Here is a 15,729-nt window from a genome sequence, read left to right as displayed (position 1 = left end):
ATGAGCCAGTACAAGATCCGGTCCAGGCCATTCAATGACGAACGCCTGCCTTACAGCGGCAGGAGCCTTGCGGCCAACCGGAAAACCGAACCAGAGTGACTGGGATTCAAATCAGGGTTATTCGAACATCTGCCGCCACCGTGACTGAAGGTCTGCGGAGCTTGCAAATACTCGAGCCAGGCATGCTAGCACAGATGAACGGTCGTCGCGGTGCCGAGGTTTTCTGCTGGGGCAAATCAGTCCTTTTTATGCCAGAGTGCTGAACTTGAACCCCGCTTTACCCCTCAGATAACAAGACATTGACCCACAAGGAGCATCCCAGCATGCGTCTGAATCGTTTGTTCGCAGTAGTCGCCCCCATCGTCCTGTTGCTGCCGTTGGCCGCCCATGCCGATTGGCCGAAGGGCGAGCGCGAGAAATACATGGCTCAGTGCACTCAAGCGGCAACCCCTCAGATCGGCGCTGCAGCGGCAAAAGCCCACTGCGCTTGTGGTGCCGATGCCATCAAGTCATACCCGGCCAGCGACATTCAGTCGTTGATGGACAACCAGGCCAGTGACGCCCTGAAACAACAGGCCCTGACCCAGATTTCCAAGTGCAAGGCCAATAATCCGCAGAAAAAATAAGCCCGACAAGGTGTCAAAAAAGGGTTTCGCGCCGGTAAAAGGCATCTGAAAACCGCTTTTTTCGACAATTTATGCAGGTTTTACAGGTTTTTTTATCGTCTTTACTTTCGGCTGAAAGCCTTTTAAATCGGGGCTTTCAGCCACATCAGGCAACAAAGAAAGCGCGACTGTAGGGCAAACAGCACGTCCGGGGGGCTCCCAAAGCGAACATTTCGACTATGATACCCCGGTGTGCCCAGTTGGCCTGAGCAGCACAGTACTACTGAAAATATATGTTTCTTGGAGATACACCATGTCTAATCGCCAAACCGGCACCGTTAAATGGTTCAACGATGAAAAAGGCTTCGGCTTCATCACTCCTCAAGGTGGCGGTGACGACCTGTTCGTACACTTCAAAGCTATCGAAAGCGACGGTTTCAAAAGCCTGAAAGAAGGCCAGACTGTTTCCTTCGTGGCTGAGAAAGGCCAAAAGGGTATGCAAGCTGCTCAAGTTCGCCCAGAGTAATTTCTTGGCGCACTAAAAAAACCCCGTCCATGTGACGGGGTTTTTTATGGGTGAAGCAAAAGCCGGACGCTATCAGCCGCAGTTGATGCGCGTGATCACCAGGTTGGCATCGGTGTTCAGGTTCAAGCGGTCGGAGCGGTACTCCAGCGTCACCATATCGTCAGGCTTGAGGATACGGGCATTCTGCGCGCCTGCTCGAACACGTGCCTGTTCCAGCAGCGCGGGCGAAGCCTTTTTGCCAATGGTGAATTCGGCAGCCTTTGCTTCGCATCGACTGTGGCCGGTATCCGTCGTCGTGACAGGGTCTGTTGCCGATTCGGTAGATGTGCTGCTGCAACCTGCCAGCAGACTAGCGGCCAACAAAGTACCCAATGACGCGAGCTTCCAAGGCATGAAGCCTCCTTTTTTCAATAGTTAAGCTGAGATCGTGCGACCGCCAATCTGGCGTTTGGTTTCACAGGCAGCGCCAGCGCCCTGCCCTCGCCCCGGACAAGCGGCGAGTTTGCCTGAGCACTCCCGGTCATTCACCCCGCAATCGTGACTGAATATGACCTGCGCTCAATAAATATCGATGTAATCGAATGGTGGTGATGGCCAGTTCTCTTTCAGCGCATTGAAGATCTGCATGACCCACACCTCGTCACTGGCCGCGACCAATCCCACATACCCCGAGCCCTTGGCCCACGTCTCCAGACGAAACAGCAGCCCGCCGATGTCCGTGCCGCCCACGACACCCGATGAAATGTAAGCGATGCCGCCCTTGGTCACCCGCAATTGGGTGTGCTCATCATCACTGGCAGAGGCCAGCAGCTGGCGCACTGCCTCAAGGGTCAAGCCGTCAGGAGAGTTCAAATCAATCTGCACAGCACGGTCCTTGAAAAATCATCAAAACCCAAGTGTCGCATAGCCTTTCCCTCATGCCTAAGTCGGAGTGCCAAACACTCTGCAAAATGCTTAACTCACACCCAGACTTTCCCGAATTCACGAGCGCCAACATGACCACCGTAAGCATCGACGCCGACATCAAAGCCAAGTGGCCGCAAGGCCACAGCTCTTACAGCCCGGGCAGTCCGGAAGAGCTGGCAATCATTGGTATCGATCTATTGGTCAAGGAACTGGGGACTGAAGCGGCGCAAACCTTCATCGCACAGATATTCGAGAAGTACCCGGCCGACTACAAGGGCGCTGAATACAACGAAAGGGAGTAACCCCGCAGGCTGGCACCTGCGGGAGTACAACTTACTTCAGACGAGCCAGACGCTGGGTCAGCAGGTCGAAGAAACCCTGGGCATCGCCACTCTCAACCCAGAACGCATTTTTCGGCGCTTTCAAGCCGTCATACCAGTCGACGATGGTTTGACCAAAGGTCGGGCCTTCGCGGCTATCAACCACCACATTGACCGAACGGCCGGAGAACAGCTCCGGCTTGAGCAGGTAGGCAATGACCGTGGCGTCATGTACCGGGCCACCCGGGAGACCGTAGTGCTCCATGTCGCCCTTAACGTACTCGTTGAGAATATCGCCCACCAGCTTGCTGGCATTGTTGTTCAGTGCGGCGATCTGCTTCAGGCGCGCTTCGCTGGTGAGGATTTTGTGGGTCACGTCCAATGGCAGATAGGTCAGTTTGACGCCACTTTTCAGCACCACTTCAGCAGCCTGCGGGTCGGCGAACAGGTTGAACTCGGCCACCGGGGTGATGTTGCCCCCGTTGAAGTGAGCACCACCCATGATCACCACTTCCTTGATGCCCTGAACGATTTCGGGCTCCTGGATCAGCGCCAGCGCCAGGTTGGTCTGTGGACCGAGCATAGCGATGGTGATGCTGTGGGGTTTGGCGGTTTTCAAGGTGTCGATCAGGTAATTGACTGCATTACCCTTTGCCAAACCCTGCTTCGGCTCATGCACGGTGACGCCCGACAGGCCTTCCTTACCATGAATGTTCTCGGCATAAATCGGCGTACGCATCAGCGGTTTCGGCGCACCGGCATAAACCGGCACATCCTCGCGCCCCGCCCATTCGCGGGCCAGCCGCGCATTACGCGAGGTCTTGTCCAGACGCACGTTGCCGGCGACGGTGGTCAACGCGCGGATGTTCAGTTCTTCTGGTGACGCCAGCGCAAACAGCAAAGCGACCACGTCGTCGGCACCCGGGTCGGTGTCGATGATCAAGTCGATCTTTTCCGCCGCCTGGGCGCTTGTTGCGGTAATCAGGGACAAAAGCAGCAGACTCCGGAGCAGATAGTGCAATTTCTGAGCATAGCGGTACATAGCGCACTCCTTGTGCGTGGAAAAGCAGACAGACGAAAACGAATCAGAACGTGACCCCGGCCACCAGCACGACGTTGCAGTACGGCTGACATTCGCCTGTACGAACAATCGCCCGCGCCTGTCGGCTCAGGACTTTGAATTGGTCATGACTGAGCAGCTCACGCCGGCCCAGCGAACCTTCGGCATTCAACTCATCCAGCGTCACCAGCGCCGACGGCTGTTTGTCCATAATTTCCAGGGCCAAGACGTGGCTTTCGACCTGCATTTCGCTGAGCACAACCTTCAACGTGCTGATGAAATCCGGAACGCCGTGGGTCAAGGCCAGGTCGATCAGCTCGACACCCGGCGGAACCGGCAGGCCGGCATCGCCAATCACGACCATGTCGCCATGCCCCAGGGAAGCGATCAGTCGCGACAGCGCGATGTTGAGCAACGGTGTTTTTTTCATGGTGCTTTAAAGGCCTGTACGTCGGACAAAGTGGGGATCGAGGGTTGCGCGCCGGCACGGGTCACTGACAGCGCCGCAGCGACCTGGCCGAAACGGATCGCTTGCGCCTCGTTTTTGCCGGCGGCCAGTGCGGCAGCAAAACCGCCGACAAAGGTATCGCCCGCCGCCGTGGTATCGACCGCCTTTACCTTCGGCGCCGGAAAGTGTTCGAAGCTGCTTCCATTGGCAAACAGCGAGCCTTGGGCACCGAGGGTGATGATCACCTTGCCGGCCCCCATGGCGATCAATCGGGTCGCTGCGACTTCGGCGGTTTCCAGTGAATCCACCGGCAAACCGCTAAGGGCCGAGGCCTCGCTCTCGTTAGGGATCAGATAGTCGATGGCCGCATACCAGTCTGCCGGCAACGGTCGGCTGGCGGGCGCCGGGTTGAGAATCACGGTTTTACCCAGTTCACGACCGCGCTTGAGCGCATGACCGACCGTGGCATCCGGCACTTCGAGCTGACAGATGATCACATCCGCTGCCTGCAACACCGCATCGAAGCGGTCAATCACTGCTGGCGTCAATGCACCGTTGGCACCGGCGACAATCACGATCGCGTTCTGGCTGTTGTCATCGACCACAATCAGCGCCACACCGCTGGCACCATCGACGGTGCTGACCGCCTGACAATCGATACGGTCGGCCAACAGCGCTCCGCGCAGTTCCTCGCCATAGGCATCGCTGCCCACGCAACCGACCATCGACACCTGCGCACCCAGTCGCGCCGCAGCAACCGCCTGATTGGCACCCTTGCCACCGGAGACCGTGGCAAACGACTCACCAATCAGCGTTTCACCGCCACGGGGCAGCCGGGAGGCCCGGGTCACCAGGTCCATGTTCAGGCTGCCTATCACCACTACTTTTGCTGGCATACATCACTACTCATAAATGCAATTTCAACGGTGCTTTCTGTTTAACGGAAGTGGGCAAACACACCGGCCAGCGGTGCAGTCGATTCGCGCAGGACAATACTGGGCGTTACGATCCGTTGATCGGTGGCCATGGCCGGTGTGGCGATCCTGCGCAACAGCACTTCGGCCGCCATCTCGCCAAGCTGCAGGATCGACTGCCCCACGGTGGTCAGCGCCGGGTAGACATAACGGCTCATCTGGATATCGTCGAAGCCAATCACCGACAGTTCGCTCGGCACACGAATATTGCGCTCGGCGGCGGCGCGCAACACGCCGATGCCGATCATGTCGTTACCGGCGAAGATGGCGCTGGGCGGATTGTTTTCCAGGAGGATCGCGGCCGCGCTGTAACCGCCGGTACTGGTGAAGTCGCTTTCCAGTATGCGTTCGCGAGGCACTTCGACGCCCGCCTCTTTCAAGGCGCGGCAATAACCTGCCAGACGCATCTGCGCGACGCTGGTACTGGCCGGCCCGCCAATGGTGGCGATGTCCCGATGCCCCAATTCCAGAAGATGACGGGTCGCCAGATAAGCGCCGTACTCGTGATCGATGCGCACCAGGTCCGCATCAACCCCTTCCAGCCCACGGTCGACAATCACCATCGGCGTTCGCACGCCCGCCAGACCTTCTGCCAGCACCGCGTCCCCACCGGCCGACGCCACGATCAGCCCGTCAATGCGCTTTTCCAGCAATACGCGCAGGTAGCTGCGTTGCTTGTCCGGGTTGTCATCGGAATTGCAGAGGATCACGCAATAGCCATTGCGCTCGCAGTAATCCTCGATGCCGCGCGCCAGCTCGGCGAAGTACGGGTTGAGGCTGTTGGGCACCAGCAGACCAATAGTCGCGGTGGTCTTGGCTTTTAATGAGCGGGCCACGGCGCTGGGCACGTAGTCGAGACTTTTGATTGCCGCTTCGACCTTGATCCGCACTTCTTCGCTGACAGGCCGGGTCTTGTTCACCACATGGGAAACCGTGGTGTAGGAAATCCCCGCGAGCGCTGCCACATCCTTGATTGTTGCCATGACTCAGGTCCGCCGGCTTGCGCGCTGACTGCGATAGGTATCAAGCACCACCGCCACCACGATGACCGCGCCGGTGATGATGCGTTTGGTCGGTTCGGTTGCGCCGATCTGCGCCAGACCGGCCGCCAGTACCGAGATGATCAACACCCCGAAAAACGTGCTGATGACCGAACCGCGCCCGCCCATCAGGCTGGTGCCGCCAATCACCACCGCGGCGATCACTTGCAGTTCCAGGCCGGAGCCGGCATTCGGGTCCGCTGCCTCCAGGCGGGAAATCTGGAACAGCGCGGCGATACCGGCCAGCAGTCCCATCAGACTGAACACCAGAATCTTGTAGGGTTTCGGATTGATCCCTGCCAGACGCACGGCTTCTTCGTTGGTGCCGATGCCGATCAGATAGCGACCGAACACCGTGCGAGTCAACACGGCCTGGGCAATGAAGATGATGAGCAAGGCAATGATGAACGACGGCGAAATGCCGAAGGCGATCGGGTTGGACAGCCAGGCAAAGGCATCACCGATATAGGCGGTGCGCGAGCCGGTCATCTGATACGCCACACCACGCGCCATTTCCAGCACGCCGAGGGAGACGATGAACGAAGGAATCCGCCACGCCACGGTGATCGAACCGGTGATCGTCCCTGCCAATGCGGCCGCCGCCATACCGAGCAATGCTGCCGGCAATACGCTCCAGCCCCAGCCGAGAATCGCCACGCTGACCGTCGACGCCGCGAGTGCCAGCACCGAGCCCACCGACAGGTCGATGCCGCCGATGATCAACACGAACGTCATGCCGACCGCCAGCACCATCAAGTCCGGAATCTGGTTGGCCAGGGTGCTGAACGTGTCGTAAGACAGAAAATGGCTGCTCAGGACCGAGAACAGCGCGACCATCGCCAGCAAGGCACCGGCCAGGCCCAGATAGGTGCCGAGGCCGTAAAAATTGCCACTACGTTTACCGGCAGATGTTGCAGTTTTCATGGAAGATCCCTAGGCGCTGCTTCGTTGAGCAGCGCATCACGTTTTTGATAGCCGGCAAAAGCAGCGGCAAGCAAGTCATCCTGGGTCCAGCTGTCGCGCTCGAATGTCTCGATCAGGCGCCCCGCCGACAGTACGCCGATGCGGTCGCAGATCAGCATCAATTCGCGCAGGTCGCTGGACACCACCACCAGCGCCTTGCCCTGACGAGTCAGCTCACCGAGCAGTGCATAGATGTCGAATTTGGCGCCGACGTCGATGCCGCGAGTCGGCTCGTCGAACAGCAACACCGAACAATCGCGTTCCAGCCAACGGCCGATCACGACTTTCTGCTGATTGCCGCCGGACAACTCCGAGACCAATTGCGTCGGGCTGGAACTGCGGATGCGCATGGCGTCGATCTGACGCTGGGCCAACGACATCTCGTCACCGTTGTTGACGAAACCGCCGCGGGAAATCTCCGGCATGTTACCCAGGGCAATATTCGCGCTGATCGATTGCGTCAGCAGCAAGCCCTCGCCCTTGCGGTCTTCGGTGATCAGGGCAATGCCGTGACCGACCGCGTCCGCCGGCGAACGAATACTCACGACCTGTGCCGGCGAACCCAGCGCAACCGTGCCGCTGTCCGCTGTGTCGGCGCCGAAGATCAGGCGTAGCAACTCGGTGCGCCCTGCCCCGATCAAACCGGAGATCCCGTAGATCTCGCCGGCGCGCACCTCAAAGGAGACATCGCGCACTTTGTCGGAGCGGGTCAGCCCCTTGACCGTCAACGCCGGCGCGCCGATGTTGCGCGGCCCCATGTCGATGTGTTCACCGAGCTCACGGCCAACCATCAAGGTCACCAATTGCTCACTGTTGTAGTTGGCCATCGGCTCGACGCAAACCAGATTGCCGTCGCGCAACACCGCAATGCGCTGAGCCACCCGCGCCAGCTCTTCGAGGCGATGGGAGATATAGATGATCGACACGCCACGAGCTTGCAGGCGCGTGATTTGCTCGAACAGCATTTCGACTTCACGGGCCGTCAGCATCGCGGTCGGTTCGTCGAGGATCAGCACATGGCAATCGCCGATCAGGTTGCGGGCGATCTCGACCATTTGCTGGTGACCGATGCCCAGTTCGCCGACGAGGGTGTCCGGGTCGATCGCATCGAGCCCGACCTGTGCCATGGCTTCGATCGCGGCCTTGCGCAATTGCTTGCGACTGATCCAGCCGCCGTTGCTGGGCAGGTTATCGAGAAACAGGTTTTCCGCCACCGACAGGGTCGGCAACAGATTGAGTTCCTGCATGACCATGCGAATGCCCAGGTCTTCAGCCTGGGTACGGCTGCCGGGGCGGTAATCCTGCCCCTGGAATTGCATCTGGCCGGTGGTCGGCGCGACCAATCCACCAATGATCTTCGACAGCGTGCTTTTGCCGGCGCCGTTCTCGCCGGTCAGCGCCAACACTTCGCCGCGTATCAGCGTCAGGTCGATACCGGTGAGGACAGGCTGCGCGTAGGTCTTGCCGATACCGCTGACCGAGAGGACAGCGTTCGGAGCGCAAACAGACATAAAAACTCTCCATGCGCTCGCCCGGACGGGCGAGCACCGTTGTGTCGCCAGAAGGACTACTTGGTAACCAGCTCTACCGGAGTTTCGATTACGCCGTTGGTGCCGCTGTCGACTTTCTCACCCTTGACGATCTTCAGCGCCGTCTCGATGCCGAACACGGCTTGCCTGGCAGCGAACTGGTCAGCGGTGGCCAGGACACGGCCATCCTTGAGCATCGGCTTGATGGCGTTGATGTTGTCGTAGCCGACCACTTGCACCTTGCCGGCCTTGCCCGCGGCACGCACGGCAGACACTGCGCCGACAGCCATGCTGTCGTTGCCGGCCAGCAGGGCTTTGACTTGCGGGTATTCGCTGAGGATCGACGCGGCGACCTTGTTGCCTTTATCGATTTCCCAATCACCGGATTGCAGGGACACGACCTTGATCTGCGCCGCTTCCATCGCATCCTTGAAACCTGCAGTGCGAGCCTGGGCGTTGGTGGTGGTGGACACACCTTCGATGATGCCGACTTCGTCACCGGCCTTCAGCTGCTTGGCCAGGTACTCACCCACCAGACGCGCACCCTTGCGGTTGTCGGGACCTACGAACGGAACATTGATGTTTTTGCTTTTGACGACCGCTGGATCCAGCTGGTTATCGATGTTGACCACGGTGATGCCGGCATCGATGGCTTTCTTGATCACCGGGACCATGGCCTTCGAGTCAGCAGGTGCGATCACCAGTGCATTGACCTTGGCCAGAATCATTTGCTCGACGATACGTGTCTGGCCCGCAGTGTCCGTTTCGTCCTTGATGCCGTTGGAGATCAGGTCGAAATCGGCGGAGTGATCTTTCTGGTAGGCCTTGGCGCCGTCTTCCATGGTCAGGAAGAATTCGTTGGCCAGAGATTTCATGACCAGTGCGACTTTGGGTTTTTCAGTGTCGGCGAAGGCCGAGGAGACAGGCAACGCGGTGGATGCGGCAGCCAGCATAGCGACAGCGAGAAGACGTCCAGCGAATGGCAGCTTCATGGGTTCACTCCGATCTTATGATTATTCTGAGCAACGCTTGCGCTGGCATAAGTTTCACCGCGTAAACCGATGGAACAAGCCATCGGCAGTGCCGCGCAAACGTTTGCGTAGACCGAACTATGCGAACCCTGCCGCTATTTGTCAACGGCCGAAAAACACGGTTTGTGCTTGCGGTAACAAAACCGCTTATGCCGTGGTGCTGATCACACCGCCCGAGCCGGAGCTCTTGGCCAGTTCCTTGACCAGATTGCCTGTGACTTCCGCCAGCGCCCCGCTGGTGTTGGCAATTTGCCCCTGAATCGACATGACGACATCGGTCTTGGCTTCCGGTGTCGGGTAATTAGCCACTTGAGCCGCTGTCAATTGTTGCTGTTGTTCACGCAGTTGCTGCTGCAGCTCCTGCATACGCTTGAGCAACATCTTCACCACGACGCTTTGGTCGCTGCCGCTTTCGCTATCGCTTTCCGTTTTCGTTTCGATCACCGCGCCGCCGGTCCGGACCTTGGTGGCGCCACCCTCCTCCTCGGTACCCAACGCCAGTGTCGAAGCCTCGGAAGTTGATTCGCTCAAGGCTTTGATCGTTGCGGTGGATTTGCCACCGATGGTGATTGCGCCTGCATTGGGAAAGCCTATCGAAAACGACATGTGAACTCCTGAAAAAAAAAGATCCCTCAGAGAGGCATCGACCTGCGCGCAGGTTTCTTTAGCAATGATTTGCCGTCTGGCAAGAAGACCTGTTCAACAGAAGCCGTAGCCCTTTTCGGAGAGCCGAACGCAAATAACAAACATATTCGGAAAACCGGACAACAGGGCGTTTAAACCTCGCTCAACACAGCCCGAATAATTGATACAAATCATTGGGTTAAAGCTATTTTTTATTTCCAGACATGACTGGTACAGATCCTGCTCCCTCTCATTCACCCCAGACATTCAGATCTGTCCGGGGCGCATCTAGATGAACCTGCATCCGCACCGTCTCACTACTAGAGAGAAAAATAATGACATCTGCTTTCAAGACTTTTGTTCCGGGCGCCTTGGCCCTCCTGCTACTCCTTCCGACAGCCCTTCAGGCGAAAGAAGTCGAAACCAAACAGAAACTGGCGAACGTGGTGATCCTGGCCACCGGCGGCACCATTGCCGGCGCGGGCGCCAGCGCCGCCAACAGCGCGACGTATCAAGCGGCGAAAGTCGGCATCGAACAGTTGATCGCCGGCGTTCCGGAACTGAGCCAATTGGCCAATGTTCGCGGCGAACAGGTCATGCAGATCGCCTCCGAAAGCATTACCAACGACAACCTGCTGCAACTGGGTCGTCGCGTGGCCGAACTGGCTGACAGCAAAGACGTCGATGGCATCGTCATCACCCACGGCACCGACACCCTGGAAGAAACTGCCTACTTCCTGAACCTGGTGGAAAAAACCGACAAGCCGATCATCGTCGTGGGCTCCATGCGCCCAGGCACCGCGATGTCCGCAGACGGCATGCTGAACCTGTACAACGCCGTGGCCGTGGCCGGCAGCAAAGATGCGCGCGGCAAAGGCGTACTGGTGACCATGAACGATGAAATCCAGTCGGGTCGCGACGTCAGCAAGATGATCAACATCAAGACCGAGGCGTTTAAAAGTGCCTGGGGTCCTCTCGGCATGGTGGTCGAAGGCAAATCCTACTGGTTCCGCCTGCCGGCCAAGCGTCACACCATGGACTCGGAGTTCGACATCAAGAACATCAAGAGCCTGCCTGACGTCGAAATCGCCTATTCCTACGGCAACGTGAGTGATACCGCCTACAAAGCGCTGGCTCAATCCGGCGCCAAAGCCATCATCCACGCAGGCACCGGCAACGGCTCGGTGTCTTCGCGCGTGGTTCCAGCCCTGCAAGCCCTGCGCAAGGATGGCGTGCAAATCATTCGTTCCTCCCACGTCAACGCCGGTGGCTTCGTATTGCGTAACGCCGAACAGCCGGACGACAAGTACGACTGGGTTGTGGCCCATGACCTGAACCCACAGAAGGCTCGCATCCTGGCCATGGTCGCGCTGACCAAGACCAACGACAGCAAAGAGCTGCAACGGATGTTCTGGGAATACTGATTCGCCCTCGCCCGACCGGTTCCGGTCGGGCACCGCTTTCACCACTCGCCCACTGCGGCGAGTGGCCTCCTATCTGATAAAAAAATCTCCTTCGTCCTACACCAATCGGGAAAAACTGCTGTCAGAGGATTTTCTTGAATTTTAAGCAGTTGCGAAAATGCCTACAGTTAAATACTGTATGCACGTACAGCTTAATAAGGACAATTCCGTGGCCACCACCTCTGCCTCTCCTGATGCCTATGTACGCATGGGTATGCGCGTTCAGAAAATCATCAACTCCCCCACCGCCCAGAAAGCCAAGGCGGCCCTGATCTTCCGTCTTCCGGACGAGCCAGTGGATGAGTGGGAGCAACTACTCGAAGAAATCGACGAAAACGACAACGTCACCCTCGCCTACCGCGACGATGGCGGTGTGCAGATTTTCTGGGTTGTGCCGAAGGAAGATTGAGTCAATGAGTGTCCGTTTTTTTGCTTTGCTGTTTTTGCTCTTCGCGATGGGCGCGCAAGCTGACGCCCCGCGCACCTTCAACGAAGCCAAGAAAGTCGCCTGGAAGCTGTACGCCCCGCAATCCACCGAGTTCTATTGCGGCTGTAAATACACCGGCAACAAGGTGGACCTGTCGGCCTGCGGTTATGTGCCACGCAAAAATGCCAAGCGTGCTTCACGCATCGAGTGGGAACACATCGTCCCCGCCTGGCAGATCGGCCATCAGCGTCAGTGCTGGCAGGAAGGCGGACGCAAGAACTGCACGCGCTACGACCCGACTTACCAGAAGGCCGAGGCCGACTTGCATAATCTGGTGCCGAGCATCGGCGAGGTGAATGGCGATCGCAGCAATTTCAGTTTTGGCTGGTTGCCGGAGCAATCGGGTCAATACGGTTCGTGCCTGACCCAGGTCGACTTCAAGGCCAAAAAGGTCATGCCCCGCCCTTCCATTCGCGGCATGATCGCCCGGACGTACTTTTACATGAGCAAGCAGTACGGTTTGCGCCTGTCGAAACAGGATCGGCAACTGTACGAAGCATGGAACAAAACCTATCCGGTACAGGCCTGGGAACGTCAGCGCAATCAGAGCGTGGCGTGCGTGATGGGGCGCGGCAACGAGTTTGTCGGGCCGGTGGACATGAAAGCTTGCGGTTAAGCGCTTGTTGAAAACAAAAAGGCCTGGGGTTGAATGCCCCAGGCCTTTTTCGTTTTCAATCGTGCTGCTGGCGCCCAAGCGTTTGGGCGGTCGATGACGTCTTACTGAGTCACCGGATGCTCGATGACCAGCAGTTCGATGTTCTGTTTTTTCGCCCGGGTCAGCGCCGCGCGCACTTCTTCCTGCTTGGCTTCAGCTTCGGCTTTGGAATTGAATGGCCCCATCAGGATGCGGGTCTTGCCATTTTCCTTGATCACGCTGGAAACGAAACTGTGCTCGATCAGCCAGCCACTCAGGTCGCTGACAGCCTGGGTTATTTCACCTCGCACTTCCAGATCCCACTGCGGCGCAGATACCGCCGCTGGCGCTGCCGCCACGGCTGGCTGCGGCTTTGGCGCATCAGCGCGCTTATCCTCACCGCATCCCGCCAATGCCAGTACTGCGATTACCAAAGCCATTTTGCGCACAACGCTTCCCTCTGAATGCTGAAAGCGGAGATTTTAACACCCATGAATACTTCTCGAGTGCCGCAAAATGGGCGCAAAACAACGAGAATCATGGAGGCGGCCTCTGTATAGTTACGCCTTGGGAATCAATGCAGCATCTGCGCGTCAGAAAGAGGCACCCAAACCGTGAAACTTCGCACTAATCTATAGATACCACCGACCTCTGCACTGTCCGAATCAGGTGCCCTACAAAGCAATCAAGGAGAAGACCATGCTGATACTCACCCGCAAAGTCGGTGAAAGCATAAATATTGGCGATGACATTACGATCACCATTCTGGGCGTAAGCGGCCAGCAAGTCAGAATTGGCATCAACGCCCCGAAAGACGTTGCGGTACACCGCGAAGAAATCTATCAGCGCATTCAGGCAGGCCTGACCGCCCCGGACAAGCCGCAATCCTGAATCCTGCTGCAGTCAGTAGCCAGCCTGTTCGTCCCCGAACCACGGCTGGCTAAAGATTCACGCACAGCGATCACTCCTGCATCCCCCACCCCCGAACGTGAAGCCGATACTACCGGCATGTCTCACGTCATGGCTGTCGGACGTTTCGGATTAAGCCTGGGGAAGTATGCATTCGTACTCGGCTAACCAAACGTCACTCCCCGCGCCATACCCGTGGCCGCCACGACCATCAACATCACCAGCAGCGCTTCGATATGGCTGATCCGCGCGAACAGCTTCGCACGACTGGCATCAATGGCTGCGCCACGCGCCTGCGCAATCCGCCATTTGATCAGGGTGATCATCGGCGCGATTTCAAGTAGCAGAATCAGTACGAAAAGTGTCATCTTCAGATGAAACAATGGCTGGTGAAGATAGTAGTCAGTGCCCTTTTCGTACCCGGCAAAGGCTCGCATCCCACCGGTGACCAGCAGAATGACCGCTGAAATGCCCCACAGATTATCTGCAATCAAGACGCTGCGCGCCTCACCCAGCCCCAAGGCCAACCGCCGAAAAGCGCTGCCGCGGGTCAGTACGGCCCAGAAACCCAGGGCGTAAGCCAAGAGATGAATCGCCGCAAAAAACCAGTGGGCAAGCATCGAGATACTCCAGTCAGGTTTGAGTTGGATCAGCCTGTCAGTAGTAGCCCATAAAATCGGGGATTGCCCCTCCCCCACGCGGGAGACGCAAACGAAGAAAAGAAAACAAAGTCATTCGCGAGCTGCAAGCAGGTGCAAAGAAGATCCTCACTCAGGCCGGCGCTGCGCTTGTTTGCAATGATGGCCATGTGACAGACACCCGATCATTCTCCTTGTAGACTCCCGCTCATCATTCGGCATGAATCTGATCGCTCCAATGCGCAAAATAATATTTTTCCTCATGCTGTGCGCCTCTACAGCGCAAGCAACCTGCGAGATGCAACCCACGACCATCGTCGGGAAAACCCTGATTGGGTCTTTTGAGACGAAAAGGCTGAAATCCGACGCGATCAAATTCTCGCCGGAGACCGGCGACATCACTGGCAAGAATGCAGTGTTCGACTTTGACACTCTTTATGAAATGGATTCCGGCAAATCATCTGCGAGATTCCGTGTGGGTGAGGCTTTCCTGATTGACGGGGTTTCTTATGTCGGGAACGTTGAGTGGGAATCCGGAAAAGCTCCGAAAAAAACCGGGATCTACGAGTTTTACGCCCTTAAAACAGAACCCGTGAAAAACGCTAAAACCCTGACGATGGTAGGCGACTCGATTACCTGGTGGAGCTACGGCCGTTATTTCCGTTGCCTACTCGCCCCAGAGTTGCCTGGAGTGCAGTTTGTAGGGCCTCACACCGATGTGGTTGGTTATGGCCATGCCGGTGAAGGTGGCAACAATACCCAGCAAGTCATTGACCGCCTGGACAAAATCAAACCATCCAATTATTACTTTGTGCTTGCAGGAACAAACGATTGGAATTTTTGGGCGGCACCGAAAACGATTGAAAACCTGAAAGCGATTGCGAAGGCACTGAACGAAAAAGGCGGACAGGTCATCATCTCCACCCTGCTTCCTCGTCTTGACGAACATGATGCACACAATGAAGAAGTGAACAGATTGTTACTTGCGTGGAATGGCGAGGGATGCGACTGCAAAGTTATCGACTTGGGCTCCGAGTTCAGGAAGCTTCCAAACAGCCAAAGCTATTTCTGGGATAACGCAGTCCATCCGAACTTTGAAGGCTATCAAAAGATCACCGAAATACTCGGCACCGACATCCGAAAAACTTTTAATCAAGTCGCTCAGTAACCATCGGTGGATCCAGGTCCTGGCTTTTGGTGTTCCGGCAAATGTAAGCCTACGGCTTACATGAAGGTTAGAGCCGACCTGATGATGTAGCGCGGCGAGGGCTTTGCAAATCTCAGTGTCCAGTCCTGAAACAGGTGTAAACCTTATTCAGGACTAGACACCATCTTGAATCGCTTTGTTGATTGACTGTTGAGGGATTGTTCCTTTTTCGCGCTCCCCGGCTTCGTTCGCCGCTTGCGCCTCAAATTCCGGCATCGGCCGGCACGTTCCGGCTTCTCGAATTCCAGAACCACGCCGCCGACTTCGCCGCCCACTCGGTCTGTTCCAGCAGCTCAGGCGTCCGCAGCAGACGATTGACCGTGGGGACCACCAGAGAAGAGGCGGACTTGATCGCTTATCGGTAT

The 15,729-nt window shown here is 57.3% G+C and carries 20 protein-coding genes and 1 pseudogene; 8 read left to right on the top strand and 13 right to left on the bottom strand.

Translation table 11 applies throughout. The features are described 5' to 3' along the window. Positions 1-323 precede the first annotated feature (323 nt). Both KGB25_RS09455 and KGB25_RS09450 read left to right on the top strand, forming a co-directional pair. Positions 324-626 (top strand): hypothetical protein, encoded by a 303-nt coding sequence (locus KGB25_RS09455; RefSeq protein WP_192226388.1) that lies wholly within the window; start codon positions 324-326, stop codon positions 624-626. A gap of 292 nt (positions 627-918) precedes the next feature. Beyond that, complete coding sequence (locus KGB25_RS09450; RefSeq protein ID WP_003179963.1) at positions 919-1,131, top strand: cold-shock protein; 213 nt, start codon at positions 919-921, stop codon at positions 1,129-1,131. Positions 1,132-1,203: 72 nt separating this feature from the next. Here the strand turns inward: KGB25_RS09450 and KGB25_RS09445 are convergent, their stop codons facing one another. Both KGB25_RS09445 and KGB25_RS09440 read right to left on the bottom strand, forming a co-directional pair. After that, positions 1,204-1,524 carry an I78 family peptidase inhibitor gene (locus KGB25_RS09445; protein ID WP_008037562.1) on the bottom strand — a complete coding sequence of 107 codons (321 nt, stop codon included), beginning with the start codon at positions 1,522-1,524 and terminating at the stop codon, positions 1,204-1,206. A 165-nt stretch (positions 1,525-1,689) separates the two neighbouring features. After that, a complete protein-coding gene (locus KGB25_RS09440) occupies positions 1,690-1,995 on the bottom strand; it encodes a hypothetical protein (RefSeq protein WP_008023976.1) in 306 nt (101 codons plus the stop codon). Between the two features lie 131 nt (positions 1,996-2,126). Here KGB25_RS09440 and KGB25_RS09435 point away from each other — a divergent pair, with 131 nt between their 5' ends. Further along, complete coding sequence (locus KGB25_RS09435) at positions 2,127-2,339, top strand: hypothetical protein (protein ID WP_223434830.1); 213 nt, start codon at positions 2,127-2,129, stop codon at positions 2,337-2,339. 31 nt (positions 2,340-2,370) lie between these two features. On the opposite strand, the gene KGB25_RS09430 is transcribed toward KGB25_RS09435, so the two are convergent. From KGB25_RS09430 to KGB25_RS09395, 8 genes are all read right to left on the bottom strand, one after another. After that, positions 2,371-3,399, bottom strand: a complete 1,029-nt coding sequence (locus tag KGB25_RS09430; RefSeq protein WP_223434829.1) for a nucleoside hydrolase — start codon at positions 3,397-3,399, stop codon at positions 2,371-2,373. Between the two features lie 43 nt (positions 3,400-3,442). Continuing rightward, complete coding sequence (rbsD, locus tag KGB25_RS09425) at positions 3,443-3,847, bottom strand: D-ribose pyranase (RefSeq protein WP_207285164.1); 405 nt, start codon at positions 3,845-3,847, stop codon at positions 3,443-3,445. Continuing rightward, a complete protein-coding gene (gene rbsK, locus KGB25_RS09420) occupies positions 3,844-4,761 on the bottom strand; it encodes a ribokinase (protein WP_223434828.1) in 918 nt (305 codons plus the stop codon). The genes rbsD and rbsK overlap by 4 nt, the downstream gene beginning before the upstream one ends. A gap of 41 nt (positions 4,762-4,802) precedes the next feature. Further along, complete coding sequence (locus tag KGB25_RS09415; protein WP_008037571.1) at positions 4,803-5,822, bottom strand: LacI family DNA-binding transcriptional regulator; 1,020 nt, start codon at positions 5,820-5,822, stop codon at positions 4,803-4,805. Positions 5,823-5,825: 3 nt separating this feature from the next. Further along, the gene (locus KGB25_RS09410) at positions 5,826-6,803 is read right to left on the bottom strand and encodes an ABC transporter permease (RefSeq protein ID WP_008028232.1); all 978 of its coding nucleotides are present in this window, start codon (positions 6,801-6,803) and stop codon (positions 5,826-5,828) included. Then, a complete protein-coding gene (locus KGB25_RS09405; RefSeq protein WP_223434827.1) occupies positions 6,800-8,353 on the bottom strand; it encodes a sugar ABC transporter ATP-binding protein in 1,554 nt (517 codons plus the stop codon). Before KGB25_RS09405 ends, KGB25_RS09410 begins: the two co-directional genes overlap by 4 nt. 56 nt (positions 8,354-8,409) lie before the next feature. Beyond that, positions 8,410-9,363: a sugar ABC transporter substrate-binding protein gene (locus KGB25_RS09400; protein ID WP_223434826.1), complete on the bottom strand. Its 954-nt coding sequence runs from the start codon at positions 9,361-9,363 to the stop codon at positions 8,410-8,412. Between the two features lie 186 nt (positions 9,364-9,549). Further along, complete coding sequence (locus tag KGB25_RS09395; RefSeq protein WP_223434825.1) at positions 9,550-10,008, bottom strand: hypothetical protein; 459 nt, start codon at positions 10,006-10,008, stop codon at positions 9,550-9,552. A 353-nt stretch (positions 10,009-10,361) separates the two neighbouring features. Between KGB25_RS09395 and KGB25_RS09390 the strand changes: the two genes are divergently transcribed. The 3 genes from KGB25_RS09390 to KGB25_RS09380 all read left to right on the top strand — a co-directional run bounded on the left by KGB25_RS09390 (position 10,362) and on the right by KGB25_RS09380 (position 12,592). Next, entirely contained in the window at positions 10,362-11,450 is a 1,089-nt protein-coding gene (locus KGB25_RS09390) for an asparaginase (protein WP_008037575.1), read from the top strand. 157 nt (positions 11,451-11,607) lie between these two features. After that, positions 11,608-11,898, top strand: coding sequence for a DUF1654 domain-containing protein (locus tag KGB25_RS09385; RefSeq protein ID WP_008037577.1), 291 nt, complete (start codon positions 11,608-11,610; stop codon positions 11,896-11,898). Positions 11,899-11,902: 4 nt separating this feature from the next. After that, positions 11,903-12,592 carry an endonuclease gene (locus tag KGB25_RS09380; RefSeq protein WP_008028239.1) on the top strand — a complete coding sequence of 230 codons (690 nt, stop codon included), beginning with the start codon at positions 11,903-11,905 and terminating at the stop codon, positions 12,590-12,592. Positions 12,593-12,693: 101 nt separating this feature from the next. Here the strand turns inward: KGB25_RS09380 and KGB25_RS09375 are convergent, their stop codons facing one another. Next, positions 12,694-13,059, bottom strand: a complete 366-nt coding sequence (locus KGB25_RS09375; protein WP_223434824.1) for an SPOR domain-containing protein — start codon at positions 13,057-13,059, stop codon at positions 12,694-12,696. Positions 13,060-13,309: 250 nt separating this feature from the next. On the opposite strand from KGB25_RS09375, the gene csrA reads away from it, so the two are divergent. Continuing rightward, entirely contained in the window at positions 13,310-13,501 is a 192-nt protein-coding gene (csrA, locus tag KGB25_RS09370) for a carbon storage regulator CsrA (protein WP_008028241.1), read from the top strand. 182 nt (positions 13,502-13,683) lie between these two features. Here the strand turns inward: csrA and KGB25_RS09365 are convergent, their stop codons facing one another. Beyond that, the gene (locus KGB25_RS09365; RefSeq protein ID WP_223434823.1) at positions 13,684-14,139 is read right to left on the bottom strand and encodes a DUF2214 family protein; all 456 of its coding nucleotides are present in this window, start codon (positions 14,137-14,139) and stop codon (positions 13,684-13,686) included. A gap of 238 nt (positions 14,140-14,377) precedes the next feature. Between KGB25_RS09365 and KGB25_RS09360 the strand changes: the two genes are divergently transcribed. Next, positions 14,378-15,325, top strand: coding sequence for an SGNH/GDSL hydrolase family protein (locus KGB25_RS09360; protein WP_223434822.1), 948 nt, complete (start codon positions 14,378-14,380; stop codon positions 15,323-15,325). A gap of 247 nt (positions 15,326-15,572) precedes the next feature. On the opposite strand, the pseudogene KGB25_RS30540 reads toward KGB25_RS09360, so the two are convergent. Beyond that, a pseudogene (locus KGB25_RS30540) lies at positions 15,573-15,680 on the bottom strand (glycoside hydrolase family 19 protein); the annotation flags it as partial. Between the last annotated feature and the right edge of the window lie 49 nt (positions 15,681-15,729).

It is taken from the genome of Pseudomonas sp. BF-RE-21, assembly GCF_019947305.1.
In the GTDB taxonomy this organism is placed as follows: Bacteria; Pseudomonadota; Gammaproteobacteria; order Pseudomonadales; family Pseudomonadaceae; genus Aquipseudomonas; species Aquipseudomonas migulae.
The sequence above is the reverse complement of the archived record's forward strand: the minus strand, read 5'-3'. Positions and strand labels throughout refer to the sequence as shown.